The sequence below is a fragment of the Cryptosporangium phraense genome (assembly GCF_006912135.1).
GTDB lineage: Bacteria > Actinomycetota > Actinomycetes > Mycobacteriales > Cryptosporangiaceae > Cryptosporangium > Cryptosporangium phraense.
The window spans coordinates 63,347-83,434 of record NZ_VIRS01000016.1 but is presented as its reverse complement, the minus strand read 5'-3'; the positions used below and the strand labels follow the sequence as shown (position 1 = coordinate 83,434).

Here is a 20,088-nt window from a genome sequence, read left to right as displayed (position 1 = left end):
GAGCGATCGAGGCAGCCATCAGGCTGCGCCGCTGAGACAACGCGGTCGACACGAATAGTCTCCGTCCATAGTGGATTAACGGGGAATAGAACGGGCCTCGGTAAGCCGCCGTAGGAACCGCAGCGGCAGGAAGCCTGGGATTACAGCGGGGTGGCGGCGGCTCGACCCGTCGCGGCACGGACTTCGTCGACGATGGTCTGCAGCGACGGGGACAACATCCCGGTGCACCACCAGACGTAGTCCTCGACGCGGCGAATCTTGAACACGCGGCGGGTCAGTTCGGTCGCGTCGATCAGCCCGATCAGCATGAGGTCCGGCAGCGGGATAGGGGTCTTGTCGCGGGCCTGGCTGCGTAACCGGACACCCGGCCAGCCCGCCCGGCCGTCCGCCGGTAGATAGTGCACCGTGGTTCGCAGCAGCCCCGGTGCTCTTCCCGCTGGAGCACCCCGGCGCGGACGAGGCGGGCGGGCACCGCGGTGCGCAGCGGTACTTCCTCCGAGCCGCGGCCGGCCAGAGCCTCCAGCCAGGTCCGGACGTCCTGCCCGTCCGGCTCAGACAGCACTGCGGCCATCACGTCGTGCATCAGGGAGTCCGGTGTCGGAGTGCGGCTGGTGACCTTCAGCCGGCCGGCCTTCACGGTGAGGCGTTCGGCCAGCACGAGTTCGGCCAGCAGTGCGCCGGCCAGCCCGACGCTCAGGGCCCGCTCGGATAACCAGGACTTGTGGCCGGGCCGGTCGTGGGCGATCAGCCACAGGTCGTCGGCCAGATACAGCTGATCGTTCGACTGCGCCGGCATCGGTGCTGCTGGCCTCCACGGCGCTGGCTCGGCCCGATCCACCACAGACTCCGTGCTTCCTTGAGTAATCATCCGGAACTCCGCACCGCAGCGAGCCGCGTCAGGCCATCGGGTAGGTGATCACCAGCCGGGTGGCTGGCTTGTTGAGCACCGTCCCGTCCGCGAGCTGGTGGTCGAGAGTGCCGGCCGGGTAGGCGGTGATCGTCGGGACTAGCGTGCGGTCCTGGTCCCACGCGTGGATCTGCGCCGCCAACCGCTCGGCGAAATCCGGGCCGTGCGGGCCGTGGCCGACAGCGCCCAGCTCGGCGCGCTGATCGGTGAGGCGGTAGGTGAAGTACGCGAACGAGGCGCCCTCGACGATCGCCGGGCCCGACCGCACTCCGGGGTCGCAGAGGCCGGTCTCGATCGCGGTGGAGTCGGCGGTGATGCGGCAGGTGCCGGGCTCGGTCGCGGTCAGGCGCAGCCACACCCCGTCGAACGACTCGTTGTCGCGGCGCACGGTGACGCCGGTCCAGTGGTGCACCGGCTCGCAGGCGAGGGATTCGCGGAGCCGGTGGGGCTCGATCGGCTGGTCGGCGTCCCATTCCAGGCGGACGTGCCCGTCGGCGTCGATTGCGCCCTCCCGCGCGTCGTCCTGGCCGATGAGCGGCACGAACCCGCACATCTTCACCCGGTCCGAGCGCAACACACCGCCGGTGAAGGTGAACGCGACCGCGCGGGTCAGACCGCGCCAGCGCAGCGGCACCACCATCCGCGCGTCTTGGGCGAGTTGCCGCCACCAGGCCGGTGCGATGTCGGTGGCGCCGGCGGTGATGATCATCCGGTCGTACGGGCCGTCCTTGCGGTAGCCGAGCAGCCCGTCGCCGGCGACCACGTGTACGTGGTCGTAGCCGGTGCGCGCGAGACCCGCGCGGGCGCCGGCGGTGATCTTCTCGTCGATGTCGACGGTGGTAACCACACCGGTCGGGCCGGTCAGGTGCGCGAGCAGCGCCGCGTTGTACCCGGTGCCAGAGCCGGCCTCCAGGACGTTGTCACCGCGGCGGACCTCCAGCCCGACGAGCATCATCGCCACGATGTCACGATGTACGGCGCCGACGCACACGAGAGCGGCGTCCCGTCGGCCGCGCGCTTGGTGATCACCGTGTCGTCGGCGTACGCCTCCTCGAGCGACGCCTCCAGCACGAAGGCGTGACGGAGAACCTCGCGCAGCGCCTGTTCGACCCGGGCGGCGGCGGTCAGCCCCGCCCATCCGTCGTCTTTGCTGAGGAGCGAATCGACGAGGCGGGCGCGCAGCTCGTCCGGGGACGCGGGCACGGTAGTCGGGGCTGGGGTGCTCATGGAGTCCTTCTCGTCGGAGTCGGGTGGCTAGGGCGCGCCGTGCTGCATGGCGGGGCGCCTTTCTGCTCTTTGCGCCCCAGTGAGTGATGCTTGGGCGCCCAACGGGGGTGGTTTCTCTCCTGGTCTGAAAGGCGATTCGAGGCCTGACTTCGTTCACAGAAGGCGCGGTAGGCGATATGGATCGCGTCCCCGTCGCACGGTGGCAGGTCGCTGCGAATTACCAGCGCAGAACTCTTTGTTCAGGCATCTCGAGCGCGGTCAGCACTCGCGCTCTACGGCGTCTATGGCCGCGAGCAGTTCGTCCGGCGTCTCGGCACTTACGAAGCGGGCGTCGGATCGGTGGCTGGTTCCGTTCAGCGTCGCCCGGTAGCCGACCGGCGCACCGGCCAGGCCGAAATTCGTCGTGATGTAGAAAACCGACCAGTCCGGCCTAAGGCGCTCGACGCGTTCGCACTCTTCGACCACGCCTTGGGGCCATTTCAAGCGGGGTGCCATGGCCCGACGGATATTACTTGGGTCAACCTTTCCGAATTCCGGAAGCGTCGGGACCGAGTCTGAGGCCGAGGTCATGTCCTGGTCGTCGGCGACTATGACCGCACCTTCCGACGACATGACGCGGAGTGCCCAGCGGTACTCAGCGCAGACCCACTGGCGGCCCTCTGGTGTGGTGTTCTGGTGGTTGGTCGAGATGCACTCGCCGGCCTGGGGGCGTAGCCGGTGGGTCATGGCGTATGACCAGGCCACCGCTACTTCGTCTTTCGACCAGGGGCCATCGCCGTCTAGGTCGGGGACGGGCAAACCGTCTGGTGCCAGTTGCTGGAGAGACCGAGAGGGCGAGTCGCTACTGTCCGCATCCGGGCTGGGATGCGGAACAGCGGGGCCGGGTTGACCCGCCCTCTCGGTCGCCGCGCCTCGGCGGGGGAAGCAGGAGCTACCCTCGCCGGGGGCGATGGGGGAGCGCCGTCGATGAGGGACCGGTGTCGCGAGTGTGGAGCGCTGAACCTGTTCGCGATCCATGCCGACCTCCCGCGCTCTGTGACGTTGTCGTGACAGTAGGCGCGTACTCGGTCATGGTCAGCGTCAAAAAGCGTCAGTGGCGGTACCGCTGACGGTCGCGCGGTTCACGCGATGAGGCGCATCCCGAGGGCGAGCGGACGAAGATCTTCTTTCACCGCAGGTGTTTCTCGTCGCAGCAGTCCGCCAACCAGTTGACGCGCGAGCGGGTTCAGGGTGGTCTCTTCCGGGGTGGCTGCCCAGGCGCGCTGGAGCATCGCGAGCGCCGCCACGTCCTGCTTGAGACCGACATAAATCGCTGCCGAGTGCAGGGCGTATGCGAATTGTCGCTCGATGCTGGGGTTACGGGTGGCATCGACTTGATCGGCGATCTTTCGCGCCCGGTCGTATCGGCCTGCTTCCATCCACATCGTGAGCGCGTGGATGCCGACATTGCTCGGACCGAATGCAGCTCGGTAGGCGTTGTGTTCGCCGGTCGTGGCTGCGATCCGGTCTGCTTCGGTCAGGAGTTCGTCTGCGCGGTCAAAGTCGTCCATTCGGCCGCGAAGGACTGCCGCGCTGAGGTGGAGGTTTCCCCAGATCGCGCGGAGTGATGTTGGGCCGTCGGCGATGTACGGACGCCCTGCCTCGATCGCCTCGGAGACGATGAATAGGGCCTCTTCCGTCCATCCGGCGTGCGAGGTCGCCTGGCCGGCGTTCCAGCTTGCGAGCATTTCCAGCCCGAGGTCGCCGGAGTTGAGCGAGACGCGCGCCGCCCGGTCGGCTGCGACGTGGGTTAGGTCCAGGCCGTGGAGTTTCTTGCCGGCGGCTCGCACCAGGTGCCATCCGGCCGTAACTGGGCCAGCTGCTTCCTGGTTCCCGTCATGTAGTCGGAGCTGAGTCACGACCGTGGGAAGCTCGCGGGCGACATCGACCATGCGCGTCGCGCTGCGAGATTGCCAGGTGTTGAACAGGTCGCCCACTACACGGTCGAGTCGCTCGACCTCCCAGGCGTCGCCGGTCGGGCGACCGACCATCGCGCGTCGTATCGGGGCGATCAATGGGTGCTCGTGGCTCGGGTCGGGTGCCGTGCTCACGGTAGTGCGACGTCCGAGTAGACGCCCGGGGTCGACTTTGCAGACTTCGGCGATGCGCTGAAGTACGGCTGGCTGGGGGTCGCGTCCGCGTCCGGCTTCTAGGTGGCGGACCCAGGAAGGCGAGTAATTCAGGCGCCCTGCGAGTTCTTGCTGCGTCAGTCCGGCGTACTGACGGGCCCAGCGGACTCGCTCGGGAATACTGGCGTCAGGTGGCAGTTCGGGTAGCTGTGGGGGCTGCCGGTCAGAGTCCATGTCCCGACCTCCCAGTGCGTCGGACGCGTTCAATAGATCGGACCTGCTTACGGTAACCCTCGCCGGGTAGGGCCAGCCCGGCGCTGCAGTCCGAGATACAGGTGCTGGTCTGTTCCCATTGGCACATCGCGAGCATAGTCGTCGAACCGTGCGAGTGGCCTCCGTGACCAACCCATCACGGTCGAAGCCGAACGGTACAGATGCGACCTGGTCCCCGCTGGCCCGCACGCAGATGCACTGCCTCTGCGTGCGGGCGAACACCGCATCGAGAGGGCCATGCGGTGCTCGCTGTCACGTGGTAGCTGGAACGACCTCCGGGCGCCGTGTATACAACCGGCCCGTTCCGGGCTGCGTTCGAGCGCTGACACGACGACGGACTGATCGACTCGGGCGAGGAATCTGGTGGAGTACCTGCCCTGGCATGCCGAACCGCTGGCCGCCGTCGATCTCGAGGGGACCGGAGCCCAGGACGGGACGAGCGAGGCGATCTTGGAGATCGCCGCCATTCCCTTTGGCGGTCCGGCGCCGAACCTGGCCGCGGCCTTCAGCACCTTGGTCAACCCGGATCGGTCGGTGCCCCGACGTCCCTGGATCTCGCCAGGGCTCACCGATACCACGCTGGCGGCCGCGCCCCGCTGGAGCTCGACCGCCGGCGTCGTTGCCGGCATGCTCGACGGCCGATGGATCGTCGGGCACAACGTCGGCGTCGACTAGAGACTGCCCTCGCGGCGCATCCCGGGTCTGCGGGCTGCCGGCCTGATCGACACCTTGCGCCTCTCGCGCGCCGCGCGGGCCTGCACGGACCGCTGGGGGTTGGAGCACATCATCGACGAGCTCAGCCTGAGCCAGGCAGTCCGGGACGCGGCGCCTGGCGGGCAGCCGCGTCGGGCGCTGTGGACTGCTGGTAAGTAGTGAGATTTTGTAAGCTAATTGCCTCCTCATGTGACGCGCCTTCAATGGAGTCGCCTGTGTCGCCTTACGTTGCTCCTACACCGGCGAAGATGCTGCTCGGTTTTGGCTTCAAGGCGGACGCGGAGGCGGCCCGTGGCAGTCAGTGACACAGACATCTTGGGCGCACTGTCCAGCTACCTCGAGCGCTATCCGGAAGAAGCTGAGCTGCTGTCGGAGCCGATGCAACTACTGGCTCAAGGAGGCGACTTCGCGTCGCGGCGAAACTTTCGGATGCACGTCACCGCCGGCGCGCTGCTGGTTCGGGACTCCGCGACGGTGCTGCTCGTAGACCATCGTTCCTATGGAATTCCCCTTCAGCCTGGCGGTCATCTGGAGCCGACCGACGCATCGTTGATCGAGGCGGCAAAGCGTGAGCTGATCGAGGAGACCGGGATCAAGGCCGACACCGTCGTGCCGACGTCGCAGACACCGGTCTACGTCGAGTACGGGAGGGTCCCTGCGCGCCCGCAGAAGGACGAGCCGGAGCACTACCACCTGGACATCGGCTTCGCTTTCACCACCGCTGACGGGGACATAGGTCTCCTCCAGGAGGCGGAGGTGACAGGTGCGGCCTGGTACCCGCTCGCTGCAGCCGAGCAGGTGGTCGGGCCTCGTATCGCACGAGCAGTCAGCACCCCCACGATCGGTTAACCGATCGTGGGGGTCCGTCTAGCGGATGACGCATCGCGATGGTCGGCAGTCTCTGAGTGGGTGCAATTCGCGCCGTTCGCACGGGGGCCAGGGTGGTTCAGTCGAAGGACGGCTTGCGGCTCCGGGTCCGTTTCAGCTCGAAGAAGCCGTCCGTGGCGGCCACCGCGACGAGGCCGTCCCAGAGTCGTCCGGCGGCTTCTCCCCGCGGTGCCGGCGTGATTACAGGGCCGAAGAGCGTGGTGTCGCTGACGCGCAGGATCGGGGTCCCGACATCGAGGCCGACGTCGTCGAACGCCTTGTGGTGCGAGGCGATAATCAATTCGTCGAGCCCCGTGCTGGCGGCGGCGGTGGCCAACGAGACCGGCAGGTCCGCCGCGGCGAGGGCTTCGGTGATGACGGTGGAATCATCGCGCCGTCGTTGGTTGTGGAGCCGGGTGCCGATCGCGGTGTAGAGCGGCCCGAGAACACTCGGGCCGGCGTGTTCGGCGGCTGCTGCGCAGACTCGGACGGGACCCCAGGCCTTTTTCATCAGCTCGAGGTAGTCCTCGCCGAGTCCTTTGCCCTCGCGTTGGACGAGGTTGAGGTAGGCCAGCGACATGATCCGCCAGTCGGCGCGTACTGGCCGAACCTGCTCGACTTCGAGCAGCCACCGGGAGGTAATCCACGCCCAGGGGCACAGCGGATCGAACCAGAACGGAACTTCGACACGGTCGGCTTCGCCCATGATCATCAGGTAGGTACCGCCCTTCCTCGGATCGCTTCGAGCATGGGTTCAGTCCGTCCGAGCATCGACGTCGAACAATTCGGCTTGGACGGGGACATTGCACTTGGCGGTGCGGCCGGCGATCTTCACCAGCCCCGCGAGGTCAGTGATCGAACCGTCCTCGTCCGCGGCTTCGACGAGCCGGAAGAACACTTGGGCGGTGACATCGACGTCGGCGTAGGCGCGGTGGCGATCCGGCGGCCGCGTGATGGAGTAGTGCGCCAGCAGCATGTCGAGCTGGTAGGTCGGCAGGCCGGGCACGACGTGTTTGGCGAGCGGGATCGTGTCGAGCAGATCCACCCGGGCCAGTGCCGGGCAGTGCTCGCGCTGGTTGTAGATGATGCCCGCCTCGGTCGCGGCGTGTTGAGCGACCAGCAAATACCGGCCGCTGCCGGTGAATCGCCGATCCAGTGCCCCGAGCGCCTCGGCAGGGCTGGGCGCATGGGCTAGCTGCTCGGCGGTGATGCCGGTCTGGGCAGTGTCGGCGGGTGTGAGGCCGGCGAACGTGGGCGGTCGGATCAAGGAGGTGCTGCGGCCGACCGGCTGCCACGCGCCTTGCTCGTATCGGAGAGCGAGAGCTGCGACCTCGATAGGTTGCGCCGGGCGACCGGTGGGCGTTGTCGCCTCGAAGTCGATGACCACGAACGTTCTCGCGAGGAACGCGGGATCTTCTGTCAATCCGCCCATGTCGTCCTCGTCATTCGTGAGGTGGCTGCTGCTGTTCTGGCATGGGGGAAGGATGCCCCAGCCGTCGGCGCTGCGATATCCGTGCAGGCGGCGAGGCACTCACTGCCCGATGACCTCTACGACGGCCTTCGTGGCGGCGTGCAGGTCCGGTATGTTCCAGAGGCGCAGCCCGGTCCAGGTTTCGCTCAGCGAGCGGTACAGGTCCGACATCACCGCCACGAACTCCGGCGGCAGCGACGCCGGAGTCGGCCACTGGCTGCGCGGCACGCCGTCGGCGATTAGCTGGTCGACGGGGACTTCGAGCCCGTTGTTGACGTACCAGTTGCGCAGCACCTGCTTGCCGCAGTGAACGCCGTTGAACAACAGGCGGCTCTCGTCGGGCGTTCCCGGGCTGTCGGCCAGTACGAGGCGCTCGTCGCCGGTGAGCAGGTACTCGAGTTTGCCGTCGGAGTGGCTCAGTCCGAGCTGGCGGGCGTGTGCAGTCAGCACCTCGTTGACCATGAGGGTCGTGTCGCGCATCTCCTGGAGCTGGTCGTCGGTGAGAGCGGCCAGACGCCGCGCCTCGGGCTCGCCGATGATCCGATTGACGTCTTCGCGCATCGTCGCGTACTCGATAAGCGGACGTTGCAACTGCTCGCCGACCGCCGGGATGCTGCTCAGCCCGGCATCGGCAAGCCTCAGCGTGCCGGCCGCGAGCCTCCTGTGCACGGAGCTCCCCTGAGGAAGAGCGTTGCGAACAAGGACGAGTAGCGGAATCAGGCGGCTTCCCGCAACCGGTGCCTGCGGTGCGGGCGGTGGAACCAACGCGAGGTCGACTTCGATCCGGTTGGGGGCGAGGAACCGGCGGAAATGGGTGCGCACACCCGCCGCCTCCAACATCGCGAAGTTGAAGACGGCCATCCGGCAGGTGGCCTCGCCTTTCCCGGGGATCAGGTCGGGCATTCGGCCGTAATGGAACACCGTGTAGTGGTCGGTGTATTCAAAGATCCCGACACCTTCCTTCGTCGCCGTCGGCGGATCGACGATCGTGAGGTTCTTGGTCGAGTGGAGGACGGGCATCCTGCTCCCCTCTGGGATGGCGGCATCAGGGCTGTCGGTCTGTGGGATCTGCTGAGCGGGGCGCCGCGCGATCCGGCGAGACATCGTCGGCTGCCGTGGTGATCGGTTCGGCCCGACCGAATGCTTCGGCGGCGTCGGTCAGGTGGCCGTCGGCCAGCGTGAGGACGGGTAGGCCGGCCGCGCGGGCGGAGGCGACGCCGTCGCGGGCGTCGTCGACGGCGAGACAGCGCTCCGGCGGGACTCCCAGGCGCCGGACCGCCGCGAGATACAGGTCGGGGGCCGGTTTGCCGCGGGGAACGTCTTCGCGTGCGACGACGGCCGTAAACTCATGCCGCAGACCGAGCTCGTCGATCCCGGGATGGACGAGCAGCCTGCTGGCGCCCGAGGCAACGGCGCAGGGAAGTCCGGCCTGGCGGGCGGTGCGCAGGAGCGACCCGACGCACGGGATGGGGGTGATGCGGTGCAGCTCGGCCAGCAGGTGGGCGCGGCTGTCTTGGACGATGTCCTGGTGCGGCAGCTGCGCGCTACCAGACAAAGCGGTGAGCAGGTCATGGATCGAGAGGCCGACGTGGCGGCGATACCAGTCAGGGTCGAGGCCGAGGCCGTAGGGCTCGAGCGCTGCGCGTAGCGCCTGTTCGTGGAGGGAGGTGGTGTCGGCGAGGGTGCCATCGAAGTCGAACACCACCGCGTCAACGCCAGCAGGGATCGCCGGTACGCAACTGCACGGTGCGGCAGGTCCAGACGAGGTCGACGGCCGAACTGCTTCGTTCACGACGTCACCGAGCCGGTGCGTCGGCCGCAGAAGATGCACCGGACTGCCAGGTCCTGCCACGACTCACGAACACAGGCCAGGTTGGTTCCGGCGCCGAGAATCCAATGCCTGATCAGCTCAGTCGCCACCTGTTCGCCGACATGGCGCCGGTCCACCACCCGGTAGCGAGCCGGGTCCGCGGCGGCGACCTGCTCGAAGAGCGCGCCCGCCCGTCGCATGAACGTGCCCTGTTCGCTGGTGAAAACGCGCTGGTCGCGCCGCTGTGCGCGCTCGACAGCCTGATCGGCGTCGTCGGTGACGAGGATCGTGAGGTCGGGCAGCGGCCGGTAGGACGCGGCCAGCTCCAGCAAATCGATCGCCGTGTCCAAGGCGGCGTCCGCGTCATCGGGGTCGAGCAGCAGCGCCTGGCAGACGGCGGTGGAGTCGACGCTGCGACCTTCGAGGACGGCACACCCGCGCGAGAGCCCGGGCAGGACGGTGTCGAAGTCGTGGCGCTTGATCGCCAGCAACAGCAGTGTCTCGGCTAGGGGCGTGCCGCCGCGCAGGAACGGATCTCCGGCGCTGGCCTGGTAGAGGGCGCGGAGCAGAGCTTCGCCCAGTCCAGGGCGCCCGTCCTCGCGCTGGGAAAATCCGTCGAGCAGCAGCGGTGGTTCTTCGAGGAGCGCGAGGACCCGGTGGGTCAGGTAGGTCTTGCCGACTCCGGTGATGCCGTCGATCGAGATCAGCGGACCGCGGGCGCAGTCGGGGCGTATCGGTGCCGATGGCCCGAGAAAAGGGCTGGAGCGGTACGGTGCCGGGCCGACGTCCGGCAGGACTGTGCCCGGCGGCTCCGGTGGGATCGGTGCGGCGCGATCCGGGTCGGCGGGCAGGCTCGTGGTCACCCAGTCCATGCGTCGGCCTCCCGGAGGATGACCGCGGCGTGGCGGTCGAGGGTGGTCTCGGTGTCGTGTTCGGTGAGGACCACGGCGAGCGTGTGGTCGAGGACGTGGGCGGCGCCGCGGCACGGATTGGTGCTGGTGAACATGGGCCGGGTGTCGCAGGGGACGAGGCGGAAGCTGCCCGTGGAGTTGGGCACTCCTTGCTGGGCGAGGTGCTGGGCGAACGCCCGCGGGCGGGGCAGGTCGATGTGCGCCAGCGGGGCGAAGCCGTTCCACTCCTCGCCCGGGGCCGGCGCGAGCGGGCTCAGGCCGGGTGCCTGCTGCAACGCGCCGATCAGGTGCTGAGTCTGGGCGCGGCGTCGCGCGAGCAGGCTCGGCAGGCGACGGAGGTTGGCCTGGGCGATCACGGCGAGGGGAGCGGCGAGGCGGGCGTTGGTGGCCAGGCGACTGAGCGGTGCCTGGCCGGGGGGCGCCGGTTGCCAGTGGCTACGGAACGCCGCCGCGTGCTCGGCGACTTGGGGGCGAGCGGTGAGCAGGAAGCCGCCCTCGCCGCTCCACAGGATCTTGCCGTCTTTCATGCTGAAGCAGCCGACGGCCCCGAGCGTTCCGGCGCGCTGTCCGCTGCGGGCGCTGCCGGCGGCCTGCGCGGCGTCTTCGATGACGGCCAGGCCGTGTTCTTGGGCGAATGCCGTGAGAGCGGCGGGGTCGCCCATCCGGCCCCAGAGGTGCACCGGAACGATCGCGCGGGTCCGCGCGGTGAGCTTGCGGACGGCGTCGTCGAAGTCCAGGTCCAGAGTGTCCGGGTCGCTGTCGATGAACACCGGGGTTGCCCCGAGGGCGGCCAGCGGCGCGACGGTCATGACGACGGTCAGCGCCGGGACGAGGACTTCGTCGCCGGGCCCGATGCCGCAGGCCGCCAGCGCGACGTGTAGCGCCGCGGTGCCGGAGGCGACCGCCACGGCGTGCGGAACGTCGAAGGCCTCGGCCAGCTCCTGCTCCAGCTGCCCGGTGTTCGGCCCGCCGCTCGGGTCGGGCAGTTGCTCGAGGAGAGCGGTGAGCTGGTCGGCGAGTGGCTGTCGCGTGTTGGGGATCGGGGGGAGCGTCATCGCGGAACCTCCGCGTTGAGCAGCCGCGGCATGTCGAGCACGAGCGGCCACATGTTCACGCAGTCCCGGCTGAACAGCGCGCAGTTCGTGCATGCCGGCCGGGCGGCGAACAGCGTGCGGGCGTCGGCGCCGCGGATGCTACGTCGATGCTCGGGTGACGTGGCCGCGATGCGGCGGTCGGACGGGCAATCCCAGACCAGGCCGTCGGGCTGGATGAAGAACAGACGCGCGCCGCCGAAGCAGTCGGGTACGTGCCCGCTGTCGTGGGTGGAGATCGCAGCGAGGAACCGCTGGACGTAGGAGGGGTCGGGCAGGACCAGCCCGTGGGGATCGCGGTAAAGGCCGTCGAGCTGCTCGGCGACATCATCGACGTCGGCAGGGGTGTGGGCCATCTGGGAGAAGAGCGTGTGGTCGGGTGCGAGGGAGATCGGCTGCGGCACGTAATAGTCCACGCCGAGGTCGGCGGCCAGCCGCGCCATGCCGGTGATTTCCTGAGGCCGGGATCGGATGACCACGGTGTAAACCCCGACCCTGGGCGCGGGCCCTCCGGCGCGCGCCTGCAGCAGGGCACGGATGCCGTGGAGGACGTCGTGGTAGCCGAGACGGCCCGACCGCGACGGCCGCATCCGGTCGTTGGCGTCCGCGTCCGCGCTGTCGAGGGACACGGACACGCCGTCGACGCCGAGCGCGACGAGGCGCTCGGCGACGTGCGGGCGGGTGAGCGGGATGGCGTTGGTGGCGACGACGACCTGGCAGCCCGCCTCCTTGATCAGAGCGATGAGCTCTAGCGCGCCGGGCCAGTCCAGCGGCTCGCCGCCGGCGATGACCACCCGCTCGACGTCCGAGCCGGCCAGCGTGCGCGCGAAGGCCGTCAACGCCTCGCCGGGCAGGTCGGAGCGAGACAGGTGCGACAGCACACCCAGCTGCCCCGGCGGGTTGTCTTTGTGCTCCTCGATGGTGCCGAAGTAGCAGTGCGGGCAGCCGAACGCGCACGGAGAGCGCAGGCCCCACAGCAGGGTCACGTCACGAGGCATGCGCGGCCCGCCGATCCAGCAGGGCCGCCACAGTCTCCTGGACGGCTGCGGCCGTCTGCTCCCGCGACAGGCCGGTCACCTCGACGAGGACGTAGCGGCCGGGATCGGCCGCGGCGATTGTCCGATATAGCGCGTCGATCTGTTCGAGCAGCCGCAGGTCCGCGGTCGCCAGCGGATGCCCGATCCGGTCGGCGAACCGCAGCGCGCAGACCGCGGTGTCGCCGAGTAGCAGGAGGGTCGCGTCCGGCAGCGGCCGCCAGCGCCGGCCGCTGGAGAGCAGGTGGCGGAGGACGGGCTCGGGAGACGCTCCGGGGTCCTGGGCGCAGAGGATCGCAGCCTGGTAGACGGCGATGGAGTCCACGCCGCGGTCCTCGAGGATCACCTCGACCCCGGTCAGGTCCTGTACTGCTAGTCGTTCGGCCTTACGGACCTGCAGTGCGAGCAGCGCGAGGGTCTCCACGACCGGGTGGCCGGCGCGCAGGAACGGGTCGTTCTCCTGGCCGAGGGCGGCGATGACCTGGGCGGGCAGCGTGTTGCCGGCGGAGTCGGTGAGCTCGTCGAGCAGCAGGCACCGCGCCCCGAGTGCAACGGCGGCCGCGCGGGCCGCGCTGGTCTTCCCGACCCCGTTGATTCCCTCGATGCTCACCCACAGCCGCCCGCTGCCCGGGAACATGGCGCTCAGCGCTGCGCCGCGCGTCATGCCGGCCTCCGACAGACGAACAGCAGCTCCGTAGCCACGTCAGGCACGGCGACGGCCGAGACTGCATCCAACAGCGCAGCGGGCACACGGTCGGCCAGATCGCGATACCAGTCGGCCGCGGCGTCGCCGTACCGACCGGCGAGCGCACCCTCCACCACGTCGCGTTCGGGTGGCAGCAGGCCGATCACGTCCTCGACGATCAGGCCGGCGTCGCTGACCACCTGCTCGACCTCGTCGCGGGACCACTCGTAGACGTGGACCCGGTACTGCAGCGGACGGGGCGGGGGACCGACGGCCGCGGGGGTGGAGAGGTAGAGCACGCCGCCGGGCGCGAGCGCCGCGGCGGTGTTGCGCAGGCTCTGCGCGCCGAGTTCGAACGGCAGGTGCTCCAGGGCGGAGGTGTAGAGGGCGACGGTGAACGAGGGCAACGCCGGCCAGGGCTCGGCCACGTCGCACTCCAGCAAATTCACCGGGAAGAGGTCGCCGTACGCGGTGCGCAGAGCGTCGATCCGGTCGCGGGCTTCGGTGAGGTTGTCGGTGCTGATGTCCAGTCCGACGTATCCGGCGATCTGCGGGGCGTAGCGGTAGAGCAGCGGTAACGCCAGTCCGCGGCCGCAGCACACATCCAGTACCCGGGAACCTGGCGCGCACTGCTCGGCGACGAGGAGGTGCTGCAGGAGATTCATCAGGCCCGACGGCTTGGCCTCACCGCGGCTGAGCGCGGCGTAGAAGTCGTCCATCTGGTTGGTGCTATAGGGCCCGATCATGGGGGTGCCGGGCCGGGTCAGGTGGCGATCGTCCACGCCCGTCTCGGTCGGGGTGTCGGATCGGGCGGCGGTCGCGCTCATTGCTTCTCCCACGGGAAGACCACCCATCCTTCGACGGTGGCGGCGATGTAGGTCAGCGCCTGCTCCGGCGCTGTCGACAGACGCCAGTTGGCGGTGTTGACGATCCAGGCGCTGGTCCGGACCCGGGCGGCGCCGACGTCAATGGCCAGCGCGGCGGCGGTCTTAAGGGTGTCGCCGGTCCCGGCAACGTCGTCGACGACGAGTACGTCGAGCCCTGCTAGGTTGCCGAGACTCGCTGGGTTGAACACCTGGGGCCGGTCGTACTTGGTGGCATTGGTGTCGTCGGTGGCGGTGTGGACGACTTCGACCGCGCGGACCGCGCGGATGGCCAGCGTGTGTGCCAGTGCGACGGCGGGCACCATGCCGCCGCGCAGGACGCCGACGACCACCTCCGGTGCCCCGTCGGCGCGGACCTGATCGGCCAGGTCGGCGACGGCCCGCTCGAAGTCGACCCAGCCCAGCATGTGCGGTTGAGAGTCACCGGCCACGTTGATCACCCCACACCAGGACATGCAGGCGGGAGCTGAGGTTCCAGCCGTGCGCCAAGGTCGGCTCGGCGAGCGCGCGAAGGCCCTCCACGACGTCAGCGGGGTGCGTACCTTGCGGCATGACCCATACCGGCGCGAGGCCGAAGCGCGCCTGCAAGTCGGCGAGTTCCGCGAGGTCCTCGGGGGCGCCGATGACGAACTTGAACACCGCTTTACCGGTGCCGCGCAGCGCCTCGAGGGCGGCGGGCCGGATCCGGCGCCCGATCGGGACACCGGATCCGCCGAGTTTGGGAGAGACGTTGAACCGCTCCACGCATTCGATGAGGCGATCGGGGGGCGCGATCGTGCCGTTGGTCTCGATCTCGATGCGCCGCCCGGCCGCGGCCAGCGCCTGGGCGAGAGGGGTCAGGCGGGCATGCTGGATGAGCGGTTCGCCGCCGGTGATCACGACGAGATCGGTGTCGCGGCCGAGGATCCAGTCCAGCACGGCCTGCACCGGGAGAGTCCGCGACTCTTGCGCGGGGTCGAACCGGGCCCAGTCCCAGGTGTAGGGGGTGTCGCACCAGCCGCAGTCGAGGTTGCACCCCGACAGGCGCACGAAGACGGCCCGCTGGCCGGCCGACGGGCCCTCGCCCTGCAGGGTCGGACCGAACAGCTCGGCGACCCGCAGCGTCACCTCGGCGTTGGTCGGCGCCGGTGCAGCGGCGGCCGCGGTCATGACCCGCCGCCAGGACTCGGGGAGAACTTCGCCCAGCTCGTCGGCGTCTCCGACACACGAACGGACACCAGCCGTCCACCGACCTGCGGCAAGAGCTCGCGTTCCAGCCAGGTCGCGAGATGCGCGGCGAGGCGCTCACTGGTGGGCGGCTCGTCGAGAACATCGTTGAGATGACGGTGATCGAACGTCGCGTCCAGGTACGCCTTGAACGGCGCGAGGTCCCCGAAGTCGGTGACGAACCCCGGGAACTCAAGCGTCTCGGCCTCCAGCTCTACCTCGACGGTGTAGTTGTGGCCGTGGAGGCGGCCGCACTGGTGTCCTTCAGGCAGGCCAGGGAGCTGATGGCTGGCGCTGAACGCGAAGGACTTCCCGATGGCGTATCGACTCATGAGGGTGTCCTCGTGCTGGTGGTCGGGCAGAGGTCAGGGCCAGGTCAGCGGGGGAGCGTGGCGACCAGCTCCAGCCACTCGCGCCGGCGCGGGCGGTCTTCGGCGAGCGCTCCACGGCAGGCGGACGTCGTGGTGACCGCACCTAGAGCGCGGGCGCCGCGCAGACTCATGCACAGGTGCTCGGCGCGCAGCAGCACCGCCGCGCCCCGCGGCCGGAGGTTCTCCACCAGCCAGTCGGCGATCTGACCGGTCATCCGCTCCTGGACCTGCAGACAGCGGGCGAACAGCTGCACGACCCAGGCCAACTTGGACAGCCCGGCGATGTGCTGGTCGGGCAGGTAGGCGATCGTCGCGGTGCCGACGAACGGCAGCACATGGTGCTCGCACAGACTGTGGAACGGGATGGCCTCGACCACCACGAGCTCGTCGTAGCCATCGGCGTTGTCAAAGGTCGTGGGGTCGAACGCCGGCGGCGTGAGCATCTCGGCCAATGCGCGGGCCAGGCGGGCCGGCGTGTCGCGGCGGTGCTCGTCGTCCAGGTCCACGTCAAGCGCCGTGAGCATGCCGGCGGCACAGGCCGCGGCCTCTTCGTGGTGTGGCCGTTCGCCGACCAGCGCGACACGGCCAGCTGCGCCGCGAGACACGATCCCGCTCGCCTCGTCCGGGGAGTTCAGCATCGATCGGTCACCTTCCGGTAGCCGGAGTTTCGCTTGGGCCGGGGACATGGAGGCTGCTCAGCCTCTTCACGGTCCACGCGGCAGCGGGCGACGCCGGCCCGGTGCGGTACCGGCGCTGTCACCCACAGTGGCCTGGCGACCACGCGTTCGAGTCGCAAAGAAGTCGCAAAGAATTCCCTGGGACGGGGGAACGGTCGCCAACGGGGCGGTGGACGGCCATGCTGGAGATGAGCCGCTGAAGGCTGGTCCGCAGGAGGCAACGAACAGGGAGACGGCGATGCGCGAGGACGATCGGGTGGGCGCGCGGGTCAAACTCCTCCGGACCCTCCTGGGCATGACGCAGAAGGCGCTAGCCCAGCGAGCGAGCGTATCCACAAGCTTGGTGTCGCAGGTGGAACGCGGTGTGGTGCCGGCCTCGCCTGGCTTCATCGCCGCGGTGGCGCGTGCCCTCGACGTCGCGCAGCCACGGTTGACCGGCCAGCCCTACCGAGATGAAGCCGCTGACCTAATCAGCCGTCATTCACTCGCCCCGCTACGCCGGGAACTGGCCGCCTACCGCCTTCCTCCGGCCGAGGACGATCCCCGGCCACGGCCGCTATGCGAACTGCGCGCGTCGGTCGCTGCCCTGTCCGCCGCGCGGCACCGATCGGACCTCACCACGCTCGGCGCGACGGCACCGGGACTCCTGGCTGAGCTCCGTGCTGCCACGCACTACTTCGCGCCCGGCCCGGATCGAAACGCCGCCTACGGGCTGCTCGCCGAGACCTACGCCGCTGCCGGCCAACTGGTTTGGCGGCTCGGACATGGAGACCTCTCGCAGGGCATCACCGATCGGTATCTGTGGGCGGCCGATCAGTCCGACGACTGGCTCGCCCAACGCGTCGGTGACTACCAACTCGCCGGAGAGCTGGCTGCCGTCGGGGAATGGACCGGCGCGCGCCGGACGGTGAACGCCGCGATCGACGACGTCGAAACGCTGCTGACCGGCAGCACGGCAGACCCTGCGGTCTGGGCGGTCTGGGGAAACCTGCATCTCAAAGCGGGCCTCATCGCCGCCCGCAGTGGAGACGCGGACACCGCGTGGACCCATCATCGCGAAGCCGTCGACGCGGTGGGTCGGCTCGACGTTCCCGAGCGCGATGACTACCGGCTGGTGTTCGGACGAACGAGCGTGGCCATCTGGCGCGTCGGCCTAGCGGTCGAGCTTCAGGACGGCGCGACAGCACTCGCGGCCGCCGACGACGTACATCCGCCGGCTGACTACACCGCCCCGGAACGCATCGGTCATTTTCATATCGATGCCGCGCGCGCTGCCGTCTACCACGGTGACCGGGCTCGGGCGCTGGGGGAACTCCTGCTCGCGCGCAGGGTCAGTCCCCAGCAGACCCGGAATCATCCGATGGTGCGCGAAACCATGCACGCGCTGGCGTACGCCGAACGGTACGCATCAGGCACCCTTCGAGAAATGGCTACCTGGGTCGGCATGGAGGATTGAAGCATCACCGGCTAAGCCACCCCCGCCACAGCCTTAGGTGAGTGCGCCCATGGGCGTGGTGAGCTGGCGAAGGCCGGCGCACGCGGGTCGCGGCGGTTGAATTCTGCGAGCAGCCGAAACGCAATGCTGGCGCGGCCGAGTTTCTCGGTGAATGCGTTCGACAGCGAGAAGGGACGCAACTGCGAGTGCAGATCGGCAGCGGGGTGGCTGGCCGAGAACTCGGGCGCCCTTTCACTCGGTTCTGGCATTCCTACACGGTCAGCGCGGCTGGGTCAGCGCTTGGTGCGGGTGCTCTTCCGCTCGTCGCGATCGTGGTGCTGCAAGCCGGTCCGCTGCAGGTGTCGCTGCTGGCGGTGGTCGGTTTGGTCGCCAGCGCGCTGCTCTCGTTGCCGCTGGGCGCGGTGATCGAGCGTGGAGAGAAACGCAGGGCGCTCATCGTCGCCGACGTCGTGCAGTTCCTCGCCTTGTTCTCGGTGCCGCTCGTTGCGGTGGTCGACCGGCTCACCTATCTGCATCTGTGCGTGGTGGCGGCGACGGTGACTACTTGCTCGATCGCGTCAGCCGCGGCCGGGTCGGCGTTCGTCAAGGCGGTGGTGGTGGCGGAGTCGCGGGTGGTGGCGAACGCGCGGCTGGACTCGGTGAACTGGACGACGTCGGCGGTCGGTCCACCGATCGGGGGCGCGCTGATCGGCGTCGTCGGCCCGACCGTCACGCTCCTGGCCGATGGGCGCAGCTTCCTGGTCTCCGCGCTGTTGCTCCGGCGCGTTCCGCGGACACGGCCGGACGCTCCACCGAGCAGCGATCCCTCTGCGGGTTTCAATCGGCGGCTGTGGGCCGGGTGGCGGCTGATCCTGGGGCACCGGGGTTTGCGGCGGCTGTATCTCAACGCGCTGCTCTTCGGCGGCGCGTACCTGTGGACCGTGCCGCTCGTCGCGGTGCTGGTCCTGTCCGACCTGAGCGCGTCGGCGTTCCAGTACGGGCTCCTGCTCGGGATACCCAGCGTCGGTGGATTGGTCGGGGCGCTGCTCGTGCCACGGATCGCGTCGAAGCTCGGGCGGCGGCGCTGTCTGCTGATCTTCGGCGCCGGCCGGACGGTCGGGCTAATTCCGTTGCCCTTCCTCGGCGAGGGCACCGGAGCGCTGAACGTCTTGGGCGTGTCCCAGTTCGTGCTGCTGGTCGCGGCCGGCGCGTTCAACCCGCTCTTCGCCACCTACCGGATGACCGTGACGCCGGACGAGCTGATGGCGCGCGTGGGGACCGCGTGGTCGGCCAGCTCCCGCGGGTTCCAGCCGATCTGCATCGCGGTCGGAGGCCTGCTCGCCGGCTCGCTCTCCCTGCGCTGGTCCCTGGGCGTCGCCGCGGGGCTGTGCCTCCTCAGCGTGCTGTTCCTCCCGTGGACGACTGACGGCACGAGAGCTCAGGGCACGGCGGCGCGGTCGAAGCCCGACTCCATCGCGAATGGCGGAGAGAATTGAGCTGAAGCACGCACCGAGGTCGGCGAAGGAGGGCCGAATGGACGACGTGGAATGGCTACCGGCGCCGCTGACCGCGTCCCGGGTTCGTGTCCGCCGCCCGCAGCACGGCGACGAGGCCGCGCTCGTCGCGCTGTTCACCGACGAGGACGTACGGCAGTTCGTCGGCGGTCCACTCGGCACGGACGACGCCCAGCGGCGCGCTGCTCGAATTGTTGCGGATGGCAGCTGGGGCGACTTTGTCGTCGAGATCCTGGCCGAGCGTGCGGTGATCGGCAGCGGAGATCTTCGGCGCAAACGCGGGCCGTGGGAGATCTCCTACCAGTTCGATCGTGCTTACTGGGGCCTCGGGCTGGCGTCCGAAATGCTCACCGCCCTGGTCTCATGGTTCTTCGCTGCCACGGACGAAAACCTGCTGATCGCGGTCACCCAGGACGCCAACCGGCGCTCAGCGCAGCTTCTGGAGCGTGCCGGAGGTCGGTCGAGTGGAACCTTCCAGCAGTACGGCGCGGTTCAGCGACGGTACGAGTTCCGACGAGGCAGCGTGTCTTGCGGGGGCGATGCATGACGCCGCTAGTGCCGCGTCAGGCAACGTTGGCCCCGTAACCGGGTTCTCGGATTCGTGAGTTGATGGCGAATCTGGTTTTGGGCCGGGCGCGCCGGTTGTACCAGCGGACGTAGTCGCCGATCGCGGTGTCCTGCTCGGTGCGTGGTCGGTGCCGTTGAGCGCGAATTAGCGCAGCGCGGCGAAGTGCGCCTCGATCCAGTTCAGCCAGGACGCATACGTCGGGAGGAACACCAGCTCCACGTCGTTGTCCGCGGTCCAGGTGGTGACCCCGGGATGCTTGTGCGGGGAGAAGTCGTCCACGATGAGGTAGAGCTTCTGCCCGGGCCAGCGGTCCACACGGTGACCGGTTCGCGTTC

At 69.1% G+C, this 20,088-nt stretch carries 25 protein-coding genes and 1 pseudogene; 5 read left to right on the top strand and 21 right to left on the bottom strand.

What is annotated here, in order from left to right:
• Nucleotides 1-140 precede the first annotated feature (140 nt).
• The 7 genes and pseudogenes from FL583_RS40265 to FL583_RS43025 form a co-directional block, all read right to left on the bottom strand.
• Entirely contained in the window at nt 141-308 is a 168-nt protein-coding gene (locus tag FL583_RS40265; RefSeq protein WP_170323812.1) for a hypothetical protein, read from the bottom strand.
• Entirely contained in the window at nt 302-796 is a 495-nt protein-coding gene (locus FL583_RS22345) for a GOLPH3/VPS74 family protein (RefSeq protein ID WP_170323811.1), read from the bottom strand. The genes FL583_RS40265 and FL583_RS22345 overlap by 7 nt, the downstream gene beginning before the upstream one ends.
• A gap of 100 nt (nt 797-896) precedes the next feature.
• Nucleotides 897-1,862: a methyltransferase, FxLD system gene (fxlM, locus tag FL583_RS22340; protein ID WP_240746773.1), complete on the bottom strand. Its 966-nt coding sequence runs from the start codon at nt 1,860-1,862 to the stop codon at nt 897-899.
• Nucleotides 1,859-2,134 (bottom strand): hypothetical protein, encoded by a 276-nt coding sequence (locus tag FL583_RS41060; RefSeq protein ID WP_205752352.1) that lies wholly within the window; start codon nt 2,132-2,134, stop codon nt 1,859-1,861. The genes fxlM and FL583_RS41060 overlap by 4 nt, the downstream gene beginning before the upstream one ends.
• Nucleotides 2,135-2,392: 258 nt before the next feature.
• Nucleotides 2,393-2,878 (bottom strand): hypothetical protein, encoded by a 486-nt coding sequence (locus FL583_RS22335; RefSeq protein WP_142706669.1) that lies wholly within the window; start codon nt 2,876-2,878, stop codon nt 2,393-2,395.
• Between the two features lie 377 nt (nt 2,879-3,255).
• Nucleotides 3,256-4,224, bottom strand: a complete 969-nt coding sequence (locus FL583_RS22330; RefSeq protein WP_240746761.1) for a tetratricopeptide repeat protein — start codon at nt 4,222-4,224, stop codon at nt 3,256-3,258.
• 36 nt (nt 4,225-4,260) lie between these two features.
• Nucleotides 4,261-4,476 (bottom strand): annotated as a pseudogene (locus FL583_RS43025) (helix-turn-helix domain-containing protein); the annotation flags it as partial.
• Nucleotides 4,477-4,878: 402 nt separating this feature from the next.
• On the opposite strand from FL583_RS43025, the gene FL583_RS22325 reads away from it, so the two are divergent.
• Entirely contained in the window at nt 4,879-5,190 is a 312-nt protein-coding gene (locus FL583_RS22325) for a 3'-5' exonuclease (protein WP_142706667.1), read from the top strand.
• A gap of 330 nt (nt 5,191-5,520) precedes the next feature.
• Nucleotides 5,521-6,078 (top strand): NUDIX hydrolase, encoded by a 558-nt coding sequence (locus tag FL583_RS22320; protein ID WP_205752351.1) that lies wholly within the window; start codon nt 5,521-5,523, stop codon nt 6,076-6,078.
• A gap of 97 nt (nt 6,079-6,175) precedes the next feature.
• On the opposite strand, the gene FL583_RS22315 is transcribed toward FL583_RS22320, so the two are convergent.
• From FL583_RS22315 to folE, 13 genes are all read right to left on the bottom strand, one after another.
• Complete coding sequence (locus tag FL583_RS22315) at nt 6,176-6,808, bottom strand: mycothiol-dependent nitroreductase Rv2466c family protein (protein ID WP_142706666.1); 633 nt, start codon at nt 6,806-6,808, stop codon at nt 6,176-6,178.
• Between the two features lie 42 nt (nt 6,809-6,850).
• Complete coding sequence (locus FL583_RS22310) at nt 6,851-7,627, bottom strand: 3'-5' exonuclease (protein WP_205752350.1); 777 nt, start codon at nt 7,625-7,627, stop codon at nt 6,851-6,853.
• Nucleotides 7,628-8,587: a phosphoribosylaminoimidazolesuccinocarboxamide synthase gene (locus FL583_RS22305; protein WP_142706665.1), complete on the bottom strand. Its 960-nt coding sequence runs from the start codon at nt 8,585-8,587 to the stop codon at nt 7,628-7,630.
• 25 nt (nt 8,588-8,612) lie between these two features.
• Entirely contained in the window at nt 8,613-9,272 is a 660-nt protein-coding gene (locus FL583_RS22300) for an HAD family hydrolase (protein ID WP_205752349.1), read from the bottom strand.
• Between the two features lie 83 nt (nt 9,273-9,355).
• Nucleotides 9,356-10,249 carry a nucleoside/nucleotide kinase family protein gene (locus tag FL583_RS22295; protein WP_142706663.1) on the bottom strand — a complete coding sequence of 298 codons (894 nt, stop codon included), beginning with the start codon at nt 10,247-10,249 and terminating at the stop codon, nt 9,356-9,358.
• Nucleotides 10,237-11,343, bottom strand: coding sequence for a DegT/DnrJ/EryC1/StrS family aminotransferase (locus tag FL583_RS22290; protein WP_142706662.1), 1,107 nt, complete (start codon nt 11,341-11,343; stop codon nt 10,237-10,239). Before FL583_RS22290 ends, FL583_RS22295 begins: the two co-directional genes overlap by 13 nt.
• On the bottom strand, nt 11,340-12,365 hold the full coding sequence (locus FL583_RS22285; RefSeq protein ID WP_205752348.1) for a radical SAM protein: 1,026 nt from the start codon (nt 12,363-12,365) through the stop codon (nt 11,340-11,342). The genes FL583_RS22290 and FL583_RS22285 overlap by 4 nt, the downstream gene beginning before the upstream one ends.
• A gap of 1 nt (nt 12,366) precedes the next feature.
• Nucleotides 12,367-13,077, bottom strand: coding sequence for a hypothetical protein (locus tag FL583_RS22280; RefSeq protein WP_205752347.1), 711 nt, complete (start codon nt 13,075-13,077; stop codon nt 12,367-12,369).
• Nucleotides 13,074-13,925: a class I SAM-dependent methyltransferase gene (locus tag FL583_RS22275; protein WP_170323810.1), complete on the bottom strand. Its 852-nt coding sequence runs from the start codon at nt 13,923-13,925 to the stop codon at nt 13,074-13,076. The genes FL583_RS22280 and FL583_RS22275 overlap by 4 nt, the downstream gene beginning before the upstream one ends.
• On the bottom strand, nt 13,922-14,422 hold the full coding sequence (locus tag FL583_RS22270; RefSeq protein ID WP_205752346.1) for a phosphoribosyltransferase: 501 nt from the start codon (nt 14,420-14,422) through the stop codon (nt 13,922-13,924). Before FL583_RS22270 ends, FL583_RS22275 begins: the two co-directional genes overlap by 4 nt.
• Nucleotides 14,403-15,131 (bottom strand): 7-carboxy-7-deazaguanine synthase QueE, encoded by a 729-nt coding sequence (locus tag FL583_RS22265; RefSeq protein WP_142706659.1) that lies wholly within the window; start codon nt 15,129-15,131, stop codon nt 14,403-14,405. The genes FL583_RS22270 and FL583_RS22265 overlap by 20 nt, the downstream gene beginning before the upstream one ends.
• Nucleotides 15,128-15,520, bottom strand: a complete 393-nt coding sequence (locus tag FL583_RS22260; protein ID WP_142706658.1) for a 6-pyruvoyl trahydropterin synthase family protein — start codon at nt 15,518-15,520, stop codon at nt 15,128-15,130. The genes FL583_RS22265 and FL583_RS22260 overlap by 4 nt, the downstream gene beginning before the upstream one ends.
• 44 nt (nt 15,521-15,564) lie before the next feature.
• Nucleotides 15,565-16,197, bottom strand: a complete 633-nt coding sequence (gene folE, locus FL583_RS22255; RefSeq protein ID WP_142706657.1) for a GTP cyclohydrolase I — start codon at nt 16,195-16,197, stop codon at nt 15,565-15,567.
• Between the two features lie 277 nt (nt 16,198-16,474).
• On the opposite strand from folE, the gene FL583_RS22250 reads away from it, so the two are divergent.
• From FL583_RS22250 to FL583_RS22240, 3 genes are all read left to right on the top strand, one after another.
• Complete coding sequence (locus FL583_RS22250) at nt 16,475-17,692, top strand: helix-turn-helix domain-containing protein (RefSeq protein WP_170323809.1); 1,218 nt, start codon at nt 16,475-16,477, stop codon at nt 17,690-17,692.
• 185 nt (nt 17,693-17,877) lie between these two features.
• On the top strand, nt 17,878-19,167 hold the full coding sequence (locus FL583_RS22245; protein WP_205752345.1) for an MFS transporter: 1,290 nt from the start codon (nt 17,878-17,880) through the stop codon (nt 19,165-19,167).
• Nucleotides 19,168-19,204: 37 nt separating this feature from the next.
• Nucleotides 19,205-19,732, top strand: a complete 528-nt coding sequence (locus FL583_RS22240; protein WP_170323808.1) for a GNAT family N-acetyltransferase — start codon at nt 19,205-19,207, stop codon at nt 19,730-19,732.
• 165 nt (nt 19,733-19,897) lie between these two features.
• Here FL583_RS22240 and FL583_RS41055 read toward each other — a convergent pair whose 3' ends face one another.
• Nucleotides 19,898-20,068, bottom strand: coding sequence for a transposase (locus FL583_RS41055; RefSeq protein WP_205752344.1), 171 nt, complete (start codon nt 20,066-20,068; stop codon nt 19,898-19,900).
• Between the last annotated feature and the right edge of the window lie 20 nt (nt 20,069-20,088).